Genomic DNA, 20,576 nt, shown 5'->3' on the forward strand with positions numbered 1-20,576 from the left:
GTGTTGTGGAAAACTCGACCAATGAATACTCGGAGTTACAAGCGCATCGACCAAAAATGTTCCTGCACAGACCACCGCGAAATTGAGTGGATATCGAATTGGAGGGAATTAATCGCCTACTTTGTCGGGCAGAGGGATCGGTCGAGAGCGCCAACACGAAAACAGCGGGAAGCTGTCGCTGGCTTACGATGTCAAAGCGAACGCGAAATCAAAAGAAGCGAACGCGAAATCAAAAGAAGCGACCGGGCGGTACCCGTTTCTCTGCTTTCGCTAGGTGATATGTCGCGCGCGGTGGCCGTGGTGCATTCCAAGAGGCTTACGCTGAAATGCCCCGTGGCATGCGGCCACGTCACCGTCTTGCGCTGGAAATAGCGGCTGTCCGCATAGGATGAGATTGAGTACCATAAATTCTAATCAGCAAAATGGAGGACGTCGTTCCAGTGGATGTCGGGGGAATGAAATTGCAACACCAGAATCTGCTGGTGACGCTTTATGGCTTATATGGGCAATCAGCTGCCAGCTCATTCCCCGTCTCCGTCATCGTTGAGATGCTCGGTGCGCTGGGGATTAAATCCCAAGCCTCCCGTTCGACCATTTCTCGATTGAAAAGCCGCGGAGTGCTCATCAACGAGCGCTCTGGAAATGAGTCCGTCTATCAGCTGTCCGCCGAAATCGTGGATGGCTTCCGCAAGGACGACCAGCGGATCTTTGCCCCGTCGCGCTCCACTTCGGAGGAGTCGCTGATTTTGGCTATTTTCTCGGTGCCCGAAAGCGAGCGGCACCGCCGGTACGAACTTCGTACTGAGTTGGGGAGCATGGGCTTCGGGATGGTCGCCGGAGGCGTGGCCGTCGGGCCGCAAATGGCATTCGAACAGGCCAAGGCGCGGCTGGACGCACGCGGGCTATCCGAATACATTGAGTACTTCCGCGCAGACTACATTCCCGCGGCAGATATCCGGGACCGTGTGGCGCAGTGGTGGGACCTGCAGGCCTTGGACCAGCAGTACACCGACTTCCTTCAGCTCTACGTCGGACGACTGGGCGCATGGCGCGAGAGACTTGCCGCGACAGCAGAATCTTCCGAGGAGCGCAGCGATCTAGAGCGTGAGGCGTTTGCCTTCTACGTGCCCATGCTGACACGGTGGCGGCACTTCCCCTATCGTGATCCGAATCTTCCCTTCGAATACCTTCCCGAAGGGTGGAAAGCGCCGCAGGCTAAGAAGACCTTCCTTGCGTTGCATGAGCTGTTGTCCCCGCTGGCGGAGTCGTATGCGACTGAGCTACTCTGCTCGCGCGCTAGCTGAGCTCTGATCCATCCAGTCCCGAACCGCATCCCAATGATGCTGCTCCGGAGCGATGATCCCAAAGTGATCCAACCGGGGATGGATCATCGTCGTGTACTGGGCGATTTCGCCCAGAGAGCGGATGTACTGCTCGGTATGCTCCAGTGGCACCCGGTCGTCATCTCGCCCGTGGACCAATAGCACAGGCACCACCGGAGCCGGCTGCGCACATGGTGACGCTTGGCGGTAGATGCCGGGAATCTCAACTGGTGACTTCCTGAAATACTCGATGGCCGCCGAGTCCCCGAGGTCTTCTTCGAAGACCTTTGCCGCATCGGTGACCGGGGCAAGGCCGACTACTGAATCGGCAAGATCGGCATTGAGCAGGGCCAACTGCCCTCCGACCGAGTGCCCGACCAGTACTACGTGCTGTTCGCGTCCCTGGTCGCGCAGCGTGCTGCGAACCAGCCGAATCGCTGCGGCTACGTCGCTAGAAGGCATGGGCCAGGCATGTTCTGGTCCGCGCCGGTATTCCACATTGGCCACGCTCCAGCCGGCCTGCAGCAGATCCTCAAGCATGGGCTGCATAACCGCGGCGGTGATCCGCTGTCGCCAGTAGCCCCCGTGGACCAAGACCGCGGTGCCCCGGGAGGATTGGTCTTGAGGGTGCACCAAGGTGATGCGCTGATCTGGATGGCCGCCGTAGCTCAATACTTGGCTGCCTTGCTGTTTTTGAGTCACGGGATTTTACCTTTCACCGACGGGTGGCCGGCAGGATCTCCCTGCCGGCCACCCGGAATTTTCATACGATACTAGTTTGCGCCAGGGACCGATCCTGGTGGCAGAAAGTTGACGTCGCGCAGCGCCGAGAGCCGGACGACTTCCTCCGGGTCGGTCAAATCATGGAGTTCATCGAAAAGCGTGGCGAGCTGACCTGAAGGACTGACCCAGAAGAGCGACTTGCCCGGTGTTTCATCCTTATTGAAGTACGCGTGAGGAAGGCCCATCGGCATCCGCACGGTATCGCCAGGGCCCGCCTTGAACCATTCGCCGTCCAGATAAAGGGTGTAGGTGCCCTCCATGATGTAGATGTGTTCGTCCTGGGTCGGGTGCACATGTGGCGGCACGCCGGTGCCCACTGGATCCAGGGACAGCCATGCAAAACTGCTGGAGCTCTCGACCTTGGATAGGTAAGTATGGCCAAGGACGTTCCATGTCTTGTTGCCCATTGATTCGCTTGCCAAGGTGATGCCCTTGGGTAGGTCGCCCAAGATGATTTCCTGGCCTTGCTGCTGATCCATGATGACTCCTTTGTGAGGTTGCGAACTTATGATCTCAGAATGGCATAGATCACATTGAATATGCAATAGGTCTTGCGGTCGCAAAATACGGTGTATATGATTTCTATCACGTCGGCGTCGTTGCCGGACGCTTGACTACCCTCGCAATCCACGCATCGCGGTCGATGGGACCCTTTGCTGCTCACCACGAGTAAGGCATCAATGTGAACACCAATCAGACAACAGGAATGAGCGTCTATACGCTCGGTACCGGAGGCGGCCCTATCGTCTCCAGCTCCCGTGCAGGAACCAGCACGGCGATTCGTGTCGATGGGGCTACCTATGTCATCGACTGTGGAATGGGAAGCATCCGCAATTACCGTTCGCACGCCGACTGGGGCGAGTTGCGCGCGGTGCTGCTGACCCACCACCACTCCGATCACATCTACGACCTCGGCGCCTACCTGGTCACCGGGTGGCAGGTACCGGGAGAGTCTTTCACCCGGCCCATCCAGGTCTTCGGACCAGGCCGGCCCAACCGCGTCCCCGCTCTGGACCAGAAGCACGAGCAAGATGTCGCCGCACGAGTGGGCAATAGAGAGATGAGCAGCACGGAAGAAATCGTGGACGCTTTGCTGGATAAGGTTTTTGCCTCGGATGTACTCATTCGCATGGCAGACGAAGGCCGTGACGAGCCACATAAATGGATCCAAGCGCACAACATCCAGATCCCTGAATCCACCGGAGCCTGCGCTGTGGAAAATAGGCACCCGCAGATGGAGCCATTCGAGATCTACCGCGACGACCTGGTCACCATCTCGACCATTCTCGTTGACCATCGCTTGTGCTTCCCGGCCTTCGCCTACCGGATCGACTCGCGCTACGGTTCTGTCGTGGTTTCGGGGGATACAGCCTACTCCGAGAACTGCATCAAGCTGGCCCAAAGCGCGGATCTGTTGCTCCACGAAGTCATCGACCTTCCGGGGATCCTTCAGACATTCCCTGACGGGCCGACCCGGGATGGCATCGAAGTGCACCTGCGCGAATCGCACACTCCGTACAGCGAAGTGGGCAAGGTCGCGCAGCAGGCCAACGTTTCATCGTTGGTGCTGCACCATATCGTTCCCAACACTCCCGGCACCGCCGACTTGGAGATCATGCTGAACACCGCGCGTAGGGATTTTTCCGGGACCGTTTCCATCGCAGAAGACAATGATGTCTTTGATATTGGCGGAGTAGAGTTGCAACTTGCCGCCACTGAATCCAAAGGGAGCTTGGCATGAGCCATGCACAGAATCTCGCAGACCACACCCTGAGCGCCGCGATCAGGAACGGCAAGATGAACCGTCGGGCTTGGATCGTGACGAGCATGCTCGTTATTTTCCAGATCGTCAATTTTGCCGACAAAGCAGTATTGGGCCTTGTGGCTGATCCCGCCATGCGCGAGCTGGGCTTGACCGCCGGGCAGTTCGGCTTCATCGGCAGCGCATTCTTCTTCCTCTTCGCCATCGTCGGCGTCGCGGTCGGTTTTCTAGCGGGAAAGGTGTCCACCCGCTGGATCCTGCTCACCATGGGCGTCGCATGGGCCGTCCTGCAGTTCCCGATGCTCTTTGGTGGCGGTGCAGCGGTCTTGCTGGTGACCCGTATCCTCTTAGGTGGTGCTGAAGGCCCGGCCACACCTATTTCTTTGCAGCATGTTCATGGATGGTTCAAACCCAAGGAACGCGGACTGCCCAGCAGTATCGTCGCCGCTGGGTCGACCTTGGGGCCGATTCTCGCAGCTCCTGCCCTGGCCTGGATCATCGCAAACCCAGCTTTGGGATGGCGTTGGGCCTTCGGCTTCTTGGGTCTCTTCGGGCTGCTCTGGAGCGTGGCATGGCTCATTGTGGGTCGCGATGGTCCGTACAGCCATTCGAAAGCGGGCAGAGCCTTAGCCCAAGAGGAGTCTGAGGCAGCGCAGCGGACCACGCCGCATTCAGCGACGAAGCACGAAACGCAGTCGGAACCGGTGGAGGAATTCGAACCCAACGGTACGGGCAGTATCGCCGATTCGGCAGACCTGCTGCAGATCGTCCCGATTCGAAGAGTCTTGGGATCATGGATGTTCGTTGCCGCGGTCTTGGCTGGGGCCGGATGTTTCTGGGCCCAAGGATTCCTCACCACCTGGTCTCCGAAATATCTAGGCTCAGTGGTCGCATTGTCACCGGAAATGATCGGACTAGTTTCGACCTTTCCGTGGGTTGTGGGTGCCATCGCCCTGCTGATTCTGGGCTTCGGCTCGCGCTACCTGATGAAACGCGGAGTTACCGTCCGCTGGGCTCTGGGTGCACTGTTCGGAGCGACTCTCCTGATCTCCGGCGTGTGCTTCTCGATCCTTCCTTTCCTTTCGGGATACGCTGCGGTCGCGATGCTGACCTTGGGCGCGGGCACCGCGATGATCTACCCGCTTGCACCAACGGCCATCGCCTTCAGTGTCTGCTCCAAGCAACGTGCTGCAATCATGGCCACGCTGACCGGGCTGGCCTCGATCGGCGGTGTCATCGCTCCGGCCATGGTCGGTGGACTCATGGATCGCGCGGGCTATATCCCGGGTGCCAAGGGGGTCGCCGATACGGCGGAAATGTCCGCACTGCTCGCCCAGGGCATGAACTCCTCATTCGGGATGATCGGCATCTACCTGGTCATCGTCGGCATCTTCTGCGTCCTGATGCTCAACCCGGACCGCACGGCGCGCAAGCTGCAGACAAAATTCACGTTCACCGGCTGATCGTCAGCAACGAATCCTCAGAGCCTTCGTTACGTCTGTGCCCGCTGACTTTGCTTAGTCAGCGGGCGCGGGTTTTGGAGCTTTGGCCTTTTATGCGGGACCCGTCGGCGCATGCGCCAGGCAGATAGCGCTCGCCGATCCCGACCAATGGTAATCGGGTAGCGCGATGACCACGCAGCCCATTCGGTAACGGCCATGTGAATGGATTGGCGATGTGACAAGGTTGCATGCGCGGATCGGACGCAGCAAGTAAACCTGGGAAGTGCCAACCCAAATACCTTGGGATTGGGTTCAGCATCATGGTGTTGGAAGTGAGGCACCAATGGATGCCGCTTCCTGACCAGAGATCCGGGCAAGTCTTCGAAGCGCGGTAGCAATGGCAGCTCCCGGATGGGGTCCTGGGACGCCGGCGTAACCGTAGGCTCAATTGCGTGTCAGTGTCACCCGGCAAGCTTGAGTATCCGGCCCTTCACTGGTTTCATGTGCATATGCAAACACGGCCTCGGTCCACGCTTGAAAGCGAGTTCCGAGACCGTGCTGGTTTTGCTACTAAGTGTATTTCCGAAGAATCAGTCGGCTGCGAGCTCCCGCTCGATAACCGGTTGCGGGGGCTGGTCTTCCTTGATCCTCGGCGGAATCAAGGCCACTGCGATGGCCGCTATGGCTCCAACGATGGCGAAGAAAACAAAGTTGAATTCAAAGCTGATCCCCGTCGCTGCGATCCAACCGCCGATGATCGGACCGGAGATGGCGCCCACGCGTGCGAAGGACAGCGCCCATCCGGTCGCGGTGCCACGCTGAGCCGCGGGGTAGTAATCGGCGATGTAGCCGGTGAGCACCAGCGAGGTAGAGATCGAGCCGATGCCTGCGAAGGCCACGAAGCACAAGTTGATGAACATGGTGTTCGGGAACATCAGCAGCAGGATGCCGCCGGCACCGAGCAGGAAGAAGATCACCAAGACTGGCTTCTGGCCGAACCTGTCGGCCAGGTAACCCAGCGCCAGTCCGCCTGCGGCTGAGGCCAAGGAGAACACGAGCAAAAAGGTCAGCGATGAACCTAGGTCGTAACCGGCGCTGCGCATAATCTGCGGCAACCACGTGTTCAATCCGTAGACCAAGACCATGCCGCAGAACAGTGATATCCAAAAGAATATGGTGGAGCGAAGACACTTGCCGGAGAACATGGAGCCCATGACTTCACGCCAAGGGATCTTTCCTGCCAGTACTGGCGGTGCCACCGGCTTGTAGTCGGCAACATTGAGGCGTGCTGCCAGGGCTTTCGCTTCGCTGATTTTGCCTTTGGCAACGAGGTACTCAAGGGATTCCGGGAGAATCCATGCCACAAGCGGCAGCAACACGACCGGCAGCACGCCGACGGCGATTACCCAACGCCATCCGAGGATGGGGAGCAGGGCCATGGCGACCAATGCTGCCGCGACTATGCCCAATGAATATCCGGAATACATGATTCCGTAATTCAGCGAACGCTTCTTCGGCGGCGAGTATTCGATGGTCAATGCCGCAGCCACGGGAATGATGCCGCCCATTCCCAATCCGCCAATTAGTCTGAACAGCCCGAAGATTTCAGGAGTTGGTGCCAAGGCGGCTCCGGCCTGCGTGATGGTGAAGACGACCATGGATAACAGCAACATGCGCTTGCGGCCGATGATGTCGCTGAGAGTGCCGATGAATAGTGCACCGAACAGCATGCCGACGAGGGCGTATGCGCCGAGGCCACCTAGCTCCATCGGGCTGAGTGACCATTCCTTGTACTCGGCCAACGCAGGAAGCACCGCGCCGAGCACCCCGACATCGTAGCCTTCCGCCAGAATGGCGAGCCAACAGGCGAACAGCACCATGCCGGTGGTGCGTTTGGGGATTTTCCAATCCGTTACCTTGGGAGAAGAAGTCATCTTCAAGCTCCTAGTTGTTGATGGGGCGTGTGTTCTCGGGTCCAACTTATGAATCATCTCGTTAAAGTGACGTGCGTTACAATGCCTATATAAATATTATCTAGGAGGAGCGATGAGTAATCGCGAGAAAACAAGTGTCGCGGAGGCATCGTTGGCGACGCTGGCCGAGGTATTCCTCTCGTCGGGAGTGAATGGCGAGGCGCTACAGAGGACTATTGAATGGGTGGATACGGACGCGGCCGGGCACCAGCACAACTCTGCCATCATGCGCTTCGTCGAGGCGGCCGAGGCGAAGCTCTTTCGCGATGCTGGTGCCGATTCCTATTTCGCGATGGCACCCCGAGTGCGCCAAGAAATTGATTTTAGCGCCAAGCTCTTCTTCGGCCAGAAGGTGACTACCGCAGTCCGGGTGGAGCGTATCGGAACGAGCTCGATGACCTTCGGGTTCAAGGTCTGGGGCCACCCGCACCAAGGGCGCGGGCTAGTACTTGCGGCCGAGGGGAAATTCGTGACGGTCTGCGTTCCTCAAGGTGGGGAAGTGTCGGCACCTTGGCCAAAGGAAATCCTTGCTGCGCTGGGTGTTGGAACCTAAATGCCGTCGACCCGCCTCTGCGGGCCGTGGCTTACGGCTGTGGCGCCTACATGAAGGGGCCGCTATTGTCCGTGCGCTGATGCCTCCATGCGGCTTGACCCAATTCGTGAAATTGTTTGCCTTCCGCGCGCCGGCTGGTAGATTGAATCGAAATGTTAAGTTCGTGACGATCGTCACTTTAACTCTAGGTTAATTACTCGGTGACCGGCGCATGCAGGAGAGATTATATGACCAACATTAACGAAGGCACCTTGAGCTCCACCTTGACGGCGCTGGCTACGGGAGCAGTCCAAGTCCACGATCTGACCGCGCCGCTATCGGCAGAGACCCCTACCTTGGTGCTGCCAGAACCTTTCGCTAACTTGAACGACTTCAGCCTCGAAGAGGTATCAGCCTATAACGCGCCAGGACCGTTCTGGAAACACCACAACATCCAAACCGGTGAGCATATCGGAACGCACATTGACGCGCCCATCCATTGGATCAGTGGCAAAGACGGCAAGGACGTCTCCCAGCTGGACCCGCAGCGCCTGATCGGACCAGCAGTAGTGCTGGACTTCAGTGCAGAGTCAGCCGCCAACCCGGATTTCCTCATCGACGTGGAGCACCTCCAGGCCTGGCAGGAAGAACACGGGGACTTTCCGCAGAACTCATGGTTGCTCTTCCGGACCGGTTGGGACCAGTTCGACCATGACAAGCAGGCATTCCTGAACCTGGATGACTCCGGTTCGCACACCCCGGGCTTCAGCGCCGAATGCGCCAAGTACATTGCCGACGAACTGGATATCTCAGGAATCGGCGTGGAGACAGTGGGAATCGATGCGGGCAATGCTGGGGTGCTGGAACCTCCGTTTCCCATGCATTATTACCTGCTCGGAGCAGATAAGTACGGGATCACTTCGCTGAAGAACCTGGACAAGTTGTCAGCCTTCGGTGCGATGATCGTGGTCGCACCGTTGCCGATTGTCGGCGGCACCGGTGCTCCCGCACGGGTGCTTGCCCTGGTTGAGAACTGACTTCATGACTCGACTGCCCAGTCGCGCAATGGGTGCTCGTATTATTGATTTTCGCCTGTATGGAGGAACGTGAATGAACGTCGCAGAATTAGTCGGCAAAACCCTGGCCGGGCTCGGAGTGGGACACGCCTTCGGTGTGGTCGGCAGCGGAAACTTTGCGGTGACCAATGCCCTCATGGCCCATGGCGTGGCCTATACCGCCACCCGGCATGAGGGCGGCGCCGCCACGATGGCGGATGCGTATTCGCGGACCAGTGGCAAGGTTTCGGTGCTCTCAGTGCACCAGGGCTGCGGGCTGACCAATGCCGCAACCGGGATCGGCGAAGCGGCGAAGTCCCGTACCCCGTTGATCGTCTTGGCTGCGGAAGCTGCCCCGAGCGCGGTCTACTCGAACTTCGCGATGGACCAGGATTCGTTTGTAACCTCGGTGTACGCGGTCTCCGAACGGGTGCACAGCGCCGAAAGCGCTGTAGCCGATACGGTGCGAGCCTACCGTACGGCGGTCAATGACCGCCGTACGGTGGTGCTCAACCTGCCGTTGAATATCCAGGCCCTGCCTGCCGTGGAGCCTGTCGAAATCCCGGTTGTGGTTCCAGTCGAACCGATCAGGCCCTCGCATGCTTCGGTCGAGGCCATGGCTGTGCTGCTGCAAAGCGCAAAGCGCCCGGTCTTCGTGGCCGGCCGCGGCGGAAAGTCCGCTCGCGATGAGCTCCTGGCTCTCGCGCGGCATAGCGGTGCACTGGTCGCCACCTCGGCCGTAGCCAAGGGGCTATTCAACGAGGACGAATTCAACCTCGGAATCTCCGGAGGATTCTCTTCGCCGCTGGCCGCCGAGCTGATCAGCAATGCGGACCTGATCGTCGGATTCGGTTGCGCACTGAATATGTGGACCATGCGCCATGGCCACCTGATCGGCAACGGCACCAAGGTCATCCAGGTGGATCTGGAGGAACCTGCTTTGGGCGCCAACCGACCCGTGGATCTGGGCGTGGTGGGAGATTCGGCCCAATGCGCCAGCGATGTGCTCTCGCTTCTTCGCTCGCAGAAGATCAATCAACGCGATGGCTACCGCACCGCAGAAGTCCATGAACGGATCACCCAGGGAATCCACTGGCAGCAGGTCAACTACCAGGACCTCTCCACGGATAATTCCATAGATCCCCGAACGTTGACTAAGCGTTTGGATCAGCTGCTGCCGGCCGAGCGGATCCTCAGCGTGGACTCCGGGAACTTCATGGGATACCCGAGCCAGTTCCTCTCCGTCCCGGACGAGCACGGCTTCTGCTTTACGCAGGCGTTTCAGGCCATCGGCCTGGGGCTGTACACGGCAATCGGCGCCGGCTTGGCCCAGCCTGATCGCTTGCCTGTGCTGGGCACCGGCGACGGGGGATTCCACATGGCCATCGCCGAGTTGGACACCGCGGTCCGCCTGAAGATGCCCCTGGTGTGCATTGTCTACAACGACGCCGCGTATGGCGCGGAAGTGCACCACTTCGGCGCGAGCGATCCGGCCGCCGACATGGCGTCGGTGGTCTTCCCCGAGACCGACTTCGCTGCCATTGGCCGCGGTTTCGGCGCCGAAGGAATCACGGTGCGTTCGTTGGAAGACCTCGAAGCGGTTAAGCAGTGGCTTGAATCGGACCCGGCCGGGCCGTTGGTCATTGATGCGAAGATCCCGTCGGACGGCGGAGCCTGGTGGCTGGCTGAGGCGTTTAAAGGGCACTAATCCGTTAGCTGGCCCATCGGAGAAAGAATCGCGTTTGCGGTCCGTGACCTTCAAAGCCAAAGGTAGAAGTCGGTTGGAAAACAGAATAATCGCAGTGCGCGCTTCAATGATGAGTGCTCCGCTTTCGTGGATTCTGGCTTCCCCGTCAGTCTCTTCATACCCAGATTTGGTTATCTCAATATAGTTTCGCAGTGTGGAAACTAGGGATTGCGGAAAACGGCTGATTCCTGCGCAACGTGGATAGTGAACGCTGTGGACGATCGATATTGTCAATACATACCGAACGTGATCTACCCTACAAGCGCACAGGAGATTTGTGATGAGTATTGATGTACGAGTTCCAGAGACCGCCCACCAGAGCATTGATCAGCGGGATCTACGTAACGCCTTTAGCCAGTTCGCTACCGGTGTAACCGTTATTACGACGACCGACCTAGACGGGCGTTCATACGGGCTTACCGCAAATTCCTTTAGCTCCGTGTCCATGGACCCGGCACTGTTGTTGTTCTGTCCGAGCAAAACGATCGCCTCGCTTCCGGTGCTGGAACGTTCGGGCCACTTCACCGTCAATATTCTGCGAGCTAATCAACAGGGCCTGGCACGACAGTTCGCCCGCCCGTCAGAAGACAAATTTGCGGGTGTCGACTACTCCATGGGTATCTTTGGGGATCCAGTGCTTGGAGGGTGCCTAGCTACTTTCCAATGCAGCCTTTACTCGAATCATGACGCGGGTGACCACCGAGTGCTGATCGGGCAAGTGCACGAGTTTTCGTATCATCCTGAGCATGAAGCACTGCTATTCCACCAGGGTCAAATGAGCGGTTCCCAGAGCTAATAAACAGAATTTCTAGTCAGAAGTAAATAATGCACCAAGCTGTAAGGACCGAGCCTCGAATCAAACTCTTGGGTCGGTCCTTTCGGCTACAACATCGACAAGGCCCATATATTAATTAGGTGTATATCAGACGCAATTAGAAGCACCTGTGGGGCGAAACGGTAGCGCCGCGTAAATATCGAAAACACTTGAATCAAAGCACCCAAAGGCTGACAGGCGTGCAAACGACCATTGCTCAACAAATCGCCCACCCACTGTTTTCCTGGAAAGTATATGTTTCCGTTCAGGTCCCGGCTATCCCTCGCTCTAGTGAGTACCTACAAACCAGAGTACAAGCAACCTCGCTGTCAGCGAATCGAGAAATTCATGTCGCCGAGGAATAACAATCCGAACCTTCGCGCTATTTGAGATGGAACCAATCGCAGGAATCATTAAGCAGCACCTATAGCATTGGGCAGTGAACCAATCGGTCTTGAATGGAATTACGGAACGGGCAAGCATCCTTGTAGGCAGTAGGAGGAGAGCGCTCCGTTCACCGCAGATACGGCCAGCATCGATGGGTGCAATAGCAAGGGGTGCTATCGGATTCACACCCGGTCCCCGCACTCTTGCTACCGTTTCGTTACACATGCGCTGCCAAAGGATCTGCTAATCAATTGGAGTCTTTAGAGCTTGGATGACTTCATCTAGCGGTAATTCGTGGCCATAATTGTCTTGGTCTCATCGTAGAATGAGAATTGTGCATGTAGCTGACGAATTCATTGCTGGACGAGGTAGCCAAACTACTCATCACCGATTCGTGGTGACCATTTTCGGCCTATATGCGCGTGAGCCGGGGCTATCGGTACCGATTGGTGGACTGATCGACCTGCTCCAAGAGTTGGACGTAGACTCCAGCAGTGCGCGCTCATCGGTCTCACGCCTGAAGAAAAAGGGCGTCTTGGAACAAACCGGCAAAGGACGTTACGCCCTTTCCACCGAAGCCTACAATCATCTCTCGCGGCGCAATGATCGAATCTATACTCCTCGTCACGCCGAGAACGAAGGCGATTGGCTGATGGTGGTCTACACCGTTCCCGAGGATTCGCGTCAAGCCCGGCATCTCTTGCGCACCGGATTGCAAAAAATGGGCTTCGGTTCGGTAAACCCTGGCGTATGGATTGCACCGGCTCACCTGTCGGAGGAAGCTACTGACTACTTCGAGACCCATGACCTTACGCAGTACATCCAGACCTTCACCTCCACCTATAACGGGCCGGGGGAATCCAAAGCTGAACTTGGTTCATGGTGGGACCTCGAAGAAATCGAGCTACGCTACGTTCACTTCGAACGAACCTACATCGGGTTGCTGGGGAATTGGCGCGACCGGGTGTCCTCTTTATCTCAACCGGAGCTGGATGCCGAGGCCTTCAAGGCATTTATTCCGATGTTCACTCAGTGGCGCACGTTACCGTTCTTGGATCCGGGACTTCCCAAATCGGTGCTGCCACGAACATGGGCCGGCTATTCTGCGCAGAAACTTTTTAATGACCTTAATACGCTTCTGAGCGAGGGTGCGAGGGCTCATGCCCTTCGCGCCCTCGCTCAGAAGGAGTAATAATCGGTTGTTCTCGGACGGGCTACAGTTTGGTAGAAATCATTTCGATATCTACCAGCCCATCACCGTGAAGCTCGTAGTTTAGCGGCGCGGTGATCGAAGCGTGACGCACGCCGGTGTTGACGTCCCGCCACAGTCGGCCCAGCAGGCTACTTTCAGAGAATGCCGCGGTTCCGTGCAACCAGCACAGGTCATTCATTGCCTCGGCCAACACAGTGCCCGAATGCCCGATGCTGCCACGATGGCGGGCACGAACAGACTTCTCCATAGGTTCAGTACCCTCGGCGAAACTATCAATCGCGTCTGCTGCCTTGCTCAATAGCAAGTACGAGGACTCGATCTGCTGCGAGGCCTTGCCCAGCCCGCTGACGAAGGCCCCCGAGGAGTGCTGCGGGAAGTAGTTCGTGTTGGTGACACCGCGCTTATGCGACATTTCGATCACGAAATCCATAGCGCGCTCAGAGGCCCCCAACGCGGGGGTTGCAATCGTATTCGACATCGTCAGGTGCGGGGTAATCTTGCGTCCGAAAGTTTCTTCATCCGAGGCCTCGAATCCTGGACCCATCATCCGTTCGGTCGGGATGACCTGCAGGTCTTGAACGAATTGGTCGGTGATGACCATGGTGTTCGAGGCGGTGCCACGCATGCCAATGGTGTACCAGGTGTCATCGATTGTGTATTGCTCCCGCGGCAGAATAGCGAACCCGATGCCTTCCTTTCCATTTTCCTCGGTCTTCAAAATACCGATGGACCACTGGGAATTCATGATATTTGACGAAAAAGGCCACTTGCCGCTGATCTGCCAGCCGCCCTCGACCTTAGTCGCTTTACCCTGTGGCGAGGAGAACATCGAGGCCATGAGCACTGGCTCCTTATCGGCGAAGATGGTGTCCAGTACGTCGTAGTCAAAGCGATTTGCAAGCATGACGGAACCATTTGAAATAACGGTGATCCAAGCCGAAGCGGGGCAGTAATACCCGATCGCACGGGAGACCTCCATGAGCATGCGGGCACCGCCTTCGTAACCGCCGTAGCGTTGCAAACGGGAGATATTGAATGCTCCAATTCCCTTGAGAGCCTCGACCGATTCCTTGGGAACCAACCGATCTGTATCCGCGGCTATGGCGTTGCGTGCGAGAATTTCGCCGATCGAATGAACGCGAGCCACCAGTTCGTCGGTGACCTCCCGGGCTGGAGCCTTGGATGAGATGATAGTGGTCGTTGCGACGCTCATGAGTTCAGTCCTTCTCCGCGCTTGATTTTCTCTGCCAACGAGGGGTCCAGTAAGGTGATGTTGTGCTTGACGCAGGCCCGGTCCAACCGTTGCTCGGTTTCGTCGTCCATCTTCCAGCCGCGCTGCGGACCAGGATACTCGGCAGGGACCGATACGTCGCGGAAGAATTCATCAAGCCCGCCCGGTGCCGAGAAAACTAGCCACTTGGCTTCGACGTTTTTGGAAGCTTGGAAGATGTGGGGGACATCTTTGGGCATTAAGATGCAGTCGTGCGCCCCCAGTACCACGTGTTGATCGCCTGCCCAGAAGGAGACGTGCCCTTCGAGAATGTAAAAGATCTCATCTTCGGCATCATGCTCATGCAACGGTGGTTCGGAGGAGGCCTTGGCATGGGTCAGGGCCATTTGAAAGCGCCCTTGGGTCATCTCGGTGGTGATGATCGGCTGGATCAGGTCACCTAGGAACCAGAGGTTCTCACGGTCCTCTGCCCGAATAGTACTGACCCGATCGGTAGCGGTTTGCCTTGTAAGAGTTGACTCGGTCATCTTTTCCTCGCATTCATTCTGTATTCTGTGTTCTATGTCTCAAAATTACTATTACCGTCAAAGATTCGCAATATCCAAATTGCGAAGTAGTGACCGAAAGACGAAGTGCTGTTCGAACAGCGGCGCGGATTCCATTGAGTGATTCAGCTGAGTAGACCCGATCCTGCCGATCGGCTGGATCAGGTTTGCCGATACTCCGCCGAATGCCCGGTGAGGTGGCGTTTGCGGGTCTCGCGTGGTGTTTCGCCATACCGCTGACGGTAGCTCGCCGAGAATCGACTTAGGTGACCGAAGCCGCAGTCAGTGGCAATTTGAGCGATGCTCAGGTGTGGCGCCGCCTGATCCACGAGCATGCCGTGCGCTGCTCGTAGGCGTTCCATTACAAGTAGTTTTAAGGGTGAGCGCTGGAAGGCTGCAGCGGTGGCTAGCTGCAAGGTTCGGGTTGAGATGCCCAGTCGTTCGGCATAGTCGGAGATCTGTGCGTCTTCGCGCGCGTGTTCGCGAAGCAATTGGATAAAATGGTGGGCTATGGCGTTCTGGGAGAGTAGATCGTCTGGGATGTCATGATTGGAAGCCTCCCGATTTCTCGCCAGTGAATGGTCGACGGCAACCAGAAATCTCATGATCATCATTTCCAGCGCCGCGGCGGTAACGACTTCATAGCAGTCCGCTGGATCGGCTTCCAGCTCGTCATGGAACGCCCGCAAGGTTTGCATGAATTTTTGGCCGTTTGTGGTCGTCAAGTCCAATGAATGTGCCACGGTGAGTCCGGCTGCGGATGGGATCGAATACATACGTGCCGCCACGTCCTCCACAGTAGCCCGCGGTAGGCAGATCAGCAGATGGGGTGATTCTCGGTTCCACCGGATCACCGCAGGTTCGTCGGTGGGTGGAAGGGTAGCCCGATTGGGCGTGGCAATGATTTCTTCGGTCCCCACTCTCATTCGAGACTCTCCGGAGATCGGTAGTTGGATGAGAAAGATGTCACCGAGCTGCTCGGGGGAGATGCGCACGGGAACTGCGTATTCCAGCGTCAGCAATCCGCAATCGTGAAACCAGCGTGCCCGGGCATCGAGACGTAAGGCCGTGCGCTGTTCAAGTGGCTGCAATTCATGGGAAACGAAAAGCCGGGAGAAGTATTCCTCGGCTTCCCTAGGTCGCGAAAAATGTAGCTGTTCGCCCGTGGGGATCCAAGCGAAATGCTCAGGGAAGTGCGAAATCGACATGTTTTGTCCTGATTGGTCACTGCCGCGAGACGCGGTGCGCTGTTGGCGACTAGAGTGAGGAGCTAACCCCGCACGTAATCCGTCATCTGTTTAATAAGTGGTTTACTGATTGCCGCGAAGTCCTCCGGGTTGACTCCGGTCAGCATTGGCGCATCTTTCCACGCGTGAAAGTTGCCGAATTGGTATGGCAGGTCGAGGCAGTGACACGAGCCAAGCGTCGTGTTGGAGCTTGGAACATTGAACTCGTGAAGCTGTACGTTCTTGCCCGCGGACGAATAAGCACTGGCTAGCAAGGTTGGCAGTTCTTGGAACTGCGCCCACGAGGTGATGGCGCGCAACCGCAGGTACGGGTTGGACTTGGTGTCGACCATTCGCCGATGCAGATGCTCTGGCACCGTGGAGGGGTCCGGGATAAAGGCACGGTAGGAGTTTTCGACTTGTTCAGCGGTGGCCTTGATGGCCGCGGCAGAACCGCAAAGGAAAATTCCTGTCTCATCTAGGGTATAACGCAGGAAAACATCATCGACGATCAGATTCTTGGTGGAGGACAGTGGGTCCAAGAAATCTGTGGGTAGATCGATCGACGCGGTGGGCAATAAGGGGGCCGGGGTATAACCAACCGGAGCCGAGGCTAGTTCGGGCTGTAGCACGGCGCGCGAACACGAGATGGAATCCGCCAACAGCTTGTCTGTGGGAATCTCACCTAGTTCGGCTCCGTTATTCGCCAGAGATATCTGCTGGCGGGTCGCCTCTAATTGCTGGCGGCTCCACGGAGTGCGAGTGCCCATGGACAGGAGGGCAATCCTGCGGAACTTTCCGCGTAATCGTTCCAGCTGCGACAAAGCATGAACATACCAGCCTCCGGCGGACTGACCTACCAGGGTGACGTTTTCTGGGTTGCCACCAAAGTGCTGAATGTTCCGTTGAACCCATTCCAAAGCAGTTTCCAAATCCTGAAGTGGGCGGTGCTCTGCGGAATCGGAAAGGTGCGCTGTAGCGTGAATCCGGTAGTTTACGCTGACAACGCAGACCCCTTCACAAGCGATCTCGTCACCTTCGTACCAGCTGAAGGTCCCGGCGCCCGACACCCAGGCACCACCATGAACGAACACGAGAACCGGTAGGTCGGTGAGACCTTCTGGTGCAAAGGTGTTTAGGAAGAACGCGTCTTGGTCGTGAATTTGTTTTCCTGCTGGCGAACCCATGAACGTATCTAAACGGGAAGTGAGCTGAGGGAAGACCGGTACATCCTCAGTCGAATCGAACTGTGCGGACGCGGCCAATCCCTCGGAGAGTGGAACTAGGCTTGGCGGATCGAATCTTTGACCGTCCTGTAGCCGAGCATAACGCACGCCAATGTGCCGCTGTATCGCTCGGTTGGGTCGGAAGAATGAGTTGGGATTGGTCGAAGGCGCGGTGCGCACGGGGGTGGTCATGAATCATTCCCATCATGCCAACTGTATCTTGAGTCACAGAGTCTCATGTGACAACAATAGAGCGATAGTCAAAAAACTGCAATAAAGGTATTCTGGCTCGGTCGCGAAATGCTTCCAAAATAAGGAACTAGGCCCAGCATTGGATAACGCCGGGCCTAGTGATCGTGATTTTTGCTCACGCTTCGATGTGCGTCCCGCTGTTACTTTGCCAGGTCTTTGTTACGGGTTTCTGGGGAAAGCGCCGCGGCGATCAGGACCAGTGCGCAAAGCGCAATCAGGTAGAAGTCGAAGATTCGTGGAGAACCTTCGGCGTACAGCCATGCCTGAAGATATGGCGCGGTACCGCCGGCGAGGGCGCCGGCAACGGAATATGGCAAACCCATACCTACGGCCCGTACCCGAGTAGGGAACTGCTCCGGGAAGTACGCTGGCATGATGGCGGTGGGTGCCGAAATTAAAATCATACCCACGCCCATGTAGACGGCCAGTCGCCAAATCTCGGGGCCACCGTTTAAGACGATGGTCAGCGGGATGATCAGTATCATGGCGCCAATAGCAAAGAAATACCAGTTGAACTTACGTCCGATGCGGTCTGACAGCCAACCCCAGAACACCAAACAGGCGATAAAGAAGACGTTGGCGCCGGTGCTCACCCAAAGTACCTGAGTTGGGTCCATCCCCAGTGGGCCCATGGCAAATGCTGGAGCCATAATCGACCAGACGTAAAACATGACTGTACCGCCGGCGGCAAGACCTACGATGCGCATGCATGCACGGCGGTGCTCCCAGATGTCGGCGAACATGCGACCGCGAGGTTCTTGGGATAAGCCAGCCTCGGCCAGCCGGACCTTTTCCTTGAACATCGGAGTTTCGTCCAACTTCCGGCGCAGGTAAAGTGCGTAGATACCTAAAAGTCCGCCCAGAATGAACGGAATGCGCCAGGCCCATTCGCGGACGGCGTCCGTACCGAGTGTGGTGGACAAGACCGCCCCGAGCAAGGTGGCGGCGATAACACCGAGAGTGACGAAGGCAAAGACACTGGAAGACCAAAGCCCGCGGGATTTGCGTGGTGCCATTTCGGTGACGTAGGTGAAGGAAGATACAACTTCGCCACCGTGTCCCAGACCTTGCAACATGCGCCCCGCGAGCAGAAAGGCGGCTGCCGCGGCTCCAATGCTTCCGTAGGTTGGCGAGACGCCGATTAGGAGGCTACCGCCGGCAGTGATCAACATGGAAATCGACATAGCCTGGCGGCGTCCGTAACGGTCAGCGAACCAGCCGAAGAATAGACCGCCAAGCGGGCGCATCAGGAATCCTGCGCCGAAAATGGCGAGGGTACCGAGCAGTGCAGTGACCGGATCTCCAGCATGGAAGAACTGGCCAGCAAAGTAGGCTGCAAAAATTGAATAGGCGGTCCAGTCGTACCACTCTAGGGCGTTACCCACGCCGACACCCAGAATGATTTTGCGTTTTTCCCGTGCGGTTTGCGGAACTTCGGGCCGAGTGGCTGTGGAAGCCTTTTGTAATCCCGTCATGATGAGTCTTTCGAGAGAAGGTGTGCGAGTGAGGAGATAGCTCGCGGAGGATGATCGACAACCGGGTTGTGTAATGCTGACACTTCCGGGTCGTTTCTGCTTGGTGGGAGAAAGTCTGCCAGAAGCAAGGCGGCTTGTATAGCCGTTTTATTGCGACCGTTGCTATATATGCAATACTTTAATTAGAAGTTCTAGGTGCCGAATCCTTGCGTACCCTGTGAAATGACGCGACCTTGAATGTTGTGAATGAAGAATCTAAGAATCATAAATGCACCTGCAGTATCGATTTGACTAGTTGTTTATCGAAAATGGTCGATGATTCCGCTTGGAAGATCGTCATTGATCTCCAGGTTCTTAGTACACGGTCGAAATCTAGTCACGTCCGAAAATTTGGCGCAAATTAGAAACGGTACTTAGATTTCTGTGCCAACTTTTAATTATTCTGAACGATCGGCCCGCGAGAATGCTCGCTTATTTGGTCCAGAGACCAGCAAAGGAACCTATATGAATTCTCAGCTTGAACTCACGTCTGCTCAGGCGGTTCGAACCTTTTGGGAAGCTCAGCAGAGAGGTGATAGGAAAACTGCCCGATCCGTGATGGCCGAATCGCTGGCGTGGCGTGTCGCAGGAGTCCATTCGGCGGTGGCTCGGACCTACGAGGGCGCAGATTCCTTCTTTGACGATCTCATCGGAACCTTGGGCCAGACCTTTGTCCCGGGGACGGTCCGACTGAATATCAAGGGAATCTACTGCGACGAAGCGCAGTCAATGGTTACGTCACACGTCCACGAAACCGCTCAGGCGCGCAACGGGATGAACTTTGACATAGAAATCATCACGATCATGAAGGTGGAAGCCGGGATCATTACTAGCTGCGACGAGTTCATGGATTTGCATGAAGTTCTGCGAGTCTTAGGCCGGTAAAAATTATGGCCATTTCCTAGAAAATTTCCGGTCGCTCTTACTCGGGGTCCAATTCATAAAAGGGCTTCTTGCCCCGCCCGCAGCATTTGACAATGGGAAGCGGATTTTAGTCATGAGTGAAAGGATTTGTGGACCACGAGGAGGCAATCATAGAGTGGTTATGAAGCAGCCAAATAAGGTCAATTCACAACCTCTCAGCGTCTTCTGGGGTTTGTCGACTTTCTCGCAGTCATTCCAACATCAGCTCGCGGCCGTCGTAAAGACCTGCCCGCCGGCAACGACGCGATCACGCTTGGCAGTCCCCGTGTGTCTTATCCTTCTGGCTTGCCCATGCCTTTGATGCTGGGCTGTTGGAGTCCGGGAAACAATGCGCACACACCGGTACAAGCAATCGCTTGCTCTCCGAGGACGACTGTCGAGTCGACACGGTTTGTCGAGAAGTCTAGTCCTCATAAAGGGAAGGGCTGACCGGGGCCAAAAGGAGAGACTGCGAATCGCGCGGATGTGATGACTGGAGCTATGTCAACGCCAAAAGCTACCCAGGCCAGGTCAGGCACTGCGTAACTGGTGAGACGCTCTGCAATTTTTATCGATCATGGAAATGGCTTATCCATGTTCAACGGTGGGTGAAAGGATAGGCAAGCAAGAGGCACTCATCACGTTGAGA

17 protein-coding genes are annotated in these 20,576 nt (G+C 56.8%); 9 read left to right on the forward strand and 8 right to left on the reverse strand.

Features of this window, described 5'->3' with window-relative positions; all coding sequences use genetic code 11:
- Positions 1 to 455 precede the first annotated feature (455 nt).
- The gene (locus tag ACT3TP_RS09190; protein WP_096288316.1) at positions 456 to 1,304 is read left to right on the forward strand and encodes a PaaX family transcriptional regulator; all 849 of its coding nucleotides are present in this window, start codon (positions 456 to 458) and stop codon (positions 1,302 to 1,304) included.
- Here ACT3TP_RS09190 and ACT3TP_RS09195 read toward each other — a convergent pair.
- Entirely contained in the window at positions 1,281 to 2,024 is a 744-nt protein-coding gene (locus tag ACT3TP_RS09195; RefSeq protein ID WP_096288207.1) for an alpha/beta hydrolase family protein, read from the reverse strand. The two genes, ACT3TP_RS09190 and ACT3TP_RS09195, sit on opposite strands and share 24 nt — an antisense overlap.
- A 71-nt stretch (positions 2,025 to 2,095) precedes the next feature.
- Complete coding sequence (locus ACT3TP_RS09200; RefSeq protein ID WP_176484258.1) at positions 2,096 to 2,584, reverse strand: cupin domain-containing protein; 489 nt, start codon at positions 2,582 to 2,584, stop codon at positions 2,096 to 2,098.
- Positions 2,585 to 2,811: 227 nt separating this feature from the next.
- On the opposite strand from ACT3TP_RS09200, the gene ACT3TP_RS09205 reads away from it, so the two are divergent.
- Both ACT3TP_RS09205 and ACT3TP_RS09210 read left to right on the forward strand, forming a co-directional pair.
- Entirely contained in the window at positions 2,812 to 3,846 is a 1,035-nt protein-coding gene (locus tag ACT3TP_RS09205; RefSeq protein ID WP_096288205.1) for an MBL fold metallo-hydrolase, read from the forward strand.
- The gene (locus tag ACT3TP_RS09210; protein WP_444616001.1) at positions 3,843 to 5,330 is read left to right on the forward strand and encodes an MFS transporter; all 1,488 of its coding nucleotides are present in this window, start codon (positions 3,843 to 3,845) and stop codon (positions 5,328 to 5,330) included. The genes ACT3TP_RS09205 and ACT3TP_RS09210 overlap by 4 nt, the downstream gene beginning before the upstream one ends.
- A 569-nt stretch (positions 5,331 to 5,899) precedes the next feature.
- Here ACT3TP_RS09210 and ACT3TP_RS09215 read toward each other — a convergent pair.
- The gene (locus ACT3TP_RS09215; protein ID WP_096288201.1) at positions 5,900 to 7,243 is read right to left on the reverse strand and encodes an MFS transporter; all 1,344 of its coding nucleotides are present in this window, start codon (positions 7,241 to 7,243) and stop codon (positions 5,900 to 5,902) included.
- A gap of 112 nt (positions 7,244 to 7,355) precedes the next feature.
- Here ACT3TP_RS09215 and ACT3TP_RS09220 point away from each other — a divergent pair, with 112 nt between their 5' ends.
- The 5 genes from ACT3TP_RS09220 to ACT3TP_RS09240 all read left to right on the forward strand — a co-directional run bounded on the left by ACT3TP_RS09220 (position 7,356) and on the right by ACT3TP_RS09240 (position 13,009).
- On the forward strand, positions 7,356 to 7,835 hold the full coding sequence (locus ACT3TP_RS09220) for an acyl-CoA thioesterase (protein ID WP_096288199.1): 480 nt from the start codon (positions 7,356 to 7,358) through the stop codon (positions 7,833 to 7,835).
- Positions 7,836 to 8,062: 227 nt separating this feature from the next.
- On the forward strand, positions 8,063 to 8,851 hold the full coding sequence (locus tag ACT3TP_RS09225) for a cyclase family protein (RefSeq protein ID WP_096288197.1): 789 nt from the start codon (positions 8,063 to 8,065) through the stop codon (positions 8,849 to 8,851).
- A gap of 73 nt (positions 8,852 to 8,924) precedes the next feature.
- Entirely contained in the window at positions 8,925 to 10,577 is a 1,653-nt protein-coding gene (locus ACT3TP_RS09230) for a thiamine pyrophosphate-binding protein (RefSeq protein WP_444620451.1), read from the forward strand.
- Positions 10,578 to 10,896: 319 nt separating this feature from the next.
- Positions 10,897 to 11,412 (forward strand): flavin reductase family protein, encoded by a 516-nt coding sequence (locus tag ACT3TP_RS09235; protein ID WP_096288193.1) that lies wholly within the window; start codon positions 10,897 to 10,899, stop codon positions 11,410 to 11,412.
- A gap of 739 nt (positions 11,413 to 12,151) precedes the next feature.
- Entirely contained in the window at positions 12,152 to 13,009 is an 858-nt protein-coding gene (locus ACT3TP_RS09240; RefSeq protein ID WP_176484257.1) for a PaaX family transcriptional regulator, read from the forward strand.
- A 22-nt stretch (positions 13,010 to 13,031) separates the two neighbouring features.
- On the opposite strand, the gene ACT3TP_RS09245 is transcribed toward ACT3TP_RS09240, so the two are convergent.
- From ACT3TP_RS09245 to ACT3TP_RS09265, 5 genes are all read right to left on the reverse strand, one after another.
- Positions 13,032 to 14,243 carry an acyl-CoA dehydrogenase gene (locus tag ACT3TP_RS09245; RefSeq protein ID WP_096288189.1) on the reverse strand — a complete coding sequence of 404 codons (1,212 nt, stop codon included), beginning with the start codon at positions 14,241 to 14,243 and terminating at the stop codon, positions 13,032 to 13,034.
- Positions 14,240 to 14,788 (reverse strand): cupin domain-containing protein, encoded by a 549-nt coding sequence (locus tag ACT3TP_RS09250; protein ID WP_096288187.1) that lies wholly within the window; start codon positions 14,786 to 14,788, stop codon positions 14,240 to 14,242. The genes ACT3TP_RS09245 and ACT3TP_RS09250 overlap by 4 nt, the downstream gene beginning before the upstream one ends.
- 179 nt (positions 14,789 to 14,967) lie before the next feature.
- A complete protein-coding gene (locus ACT3TP_RS09255; RefSeq protein ID WP_096288185.1) occupies positions 14,968 to 16,014 on the reverse strand; it encodes an AraC family transcriptional regulator in 1,047 nt (348 codons plus the stop codon).
- A 62-nt stretch (positions 16,015 to 16,076) separates the two neighbouring features.
- Positions 16,077 to 17,438, reverse strand: a complete 1,362-nt coding sequence (locus tag ACT3TP_RS09260; RefSeq protein ID WP_217990414.1) for an alpha/beta fold hydrolase — start codon at positions 17,436 to 17,438, stop codon at positions 16,077 to 16,079.
- Between the two features lie 212 nt (positions 17,439 to 17,650).
- On the reverse strand, positions 17,651 to 18,985 hold the full coding sequence (locus ACT3TP_RS09265; RefSeq protein WP_096288181.1) for an MFS transporter: 1,335 nt from the start codon (positions 18,983 to 18,985) through the stop codon (positions 17,651 to 17,653).
- Between the two features lie 594 nt (positions 18,986 to 19,579).
- On the opposite strand from ACT3TP_RS09265, the gene ACT3TP_RS09270 reads away from it, so the two are divergent.
- Positions 19,580 to 19,909, forward strand: a complete 330-nt coding sequence (locus ACT3TP_RS09270; protein ID WP_141393590.1) for a hypothetical protein — start codon at positions 19,580 to 19,582, stop codon at positions 19,907 to 19,909.
- The last annotated feature ends 667 nt before the right edge of the window (positions 19,910 to 20,576 follow it).

The sequence above is a fragment of the Glutamicibacter sp. AOP38-B1-38 genome, assembly GCF_052377485.1.
GTDB lineage: Bacteria > Actinomycetota > Actinomycetes > Actinomycetales > Micrococcaceae > Glutamicibacter.

Coding starts and splice junctions, on each gene's coding strand:
- ACT3TP_RS09210 (WP_444616001.1), top strand. CDS start 3,843: ATGAGCCATGCACAGAATCTCGCAGACCACACCCTGAGCGCCGCGATC.
- ACT3TP_RS09220 (WP_096288199.1), top strand. CDS start 7,356: ATGAGTAATCGCGAGAAAACAAGTGTCGCGGAGGCATCGTTGGCGACG.
- ACT3TP_RS09255 (WP_096288185.1), bottom strand. CDS start 16,014: ATGTCGATTTCGCACTTCCCTGAGCATTTCGCTTGGATCCCCACGGGC.
- ACT3TP_RS09245 (WP_096288189.1), bottom strand. CDS start 14,243: ATGAGCGTCGCAACGACCACTATCATCTCATCCAAGGCTCCAGCCCGG.
- ACT3TP_RS09190 (WP_096288316.1), top strand. CDS start 456: ATGAAATTGCAACACCAGAATCTGCTGGTGACGCTTTATGGCTTATAT.
- ACT3TP_RS09205 (WP_096288205.1), top strand. CDS start 2,812: ATGAGCGTCTATACGCTCGGTACCGGAGGCGGCCCTATCGTCTCCAGC.
- ACT3TP_RS09230 (WP_444620451.1), top strand. CDS start 8,925: ATGAACGTCGCAGAATTAGTCGGCAAAACCCTGGCCGGGCTCGGAGTG.
- ACT3TP_RS09200 (WP_176484258.1), bottom strand. CDS start 2,584: ATGGATCAGCAGCAAGGCCAGGAAATCATCTTGGGCGACCTACCCAAG.
- ACT3TP_RS09235 (WP_096288193.1), top strand. CDS start 10,897: ATGAGTATTGATGTACGAGTTCCAGAGACCGCCCACCAGAGCATTGAT.
- ACT3TP_RS09215 (WP_096288201.1), bottom strand. CDS start 7,243: ATGACTTCTTCTCCCAAGGTAACGGATTGGAAAATCCCCAAACGCACC.
- ACT3TP_RS09250 (WP_096288187.1), bottom strand. CDS start 14,788: ATGACCGAGTCAACTCTTACAAGGCAAACCGCTACCGATCGGGTCAGT.
- ACT3TP_RS09225 (WP_096288197.1), top strand. CDS start 8,063: ATGACCAACATTAACGAAGGCACCTTGAGCTCCACCTTGACGGCGCTG.
- ACT3TP_RS09265 (WP_096288181.1), bottom strand. CDS start 18,985: ATGACGGGATTACAAAAGGCTTCCACAGCCACTCGGCCCGAAGTTCCG.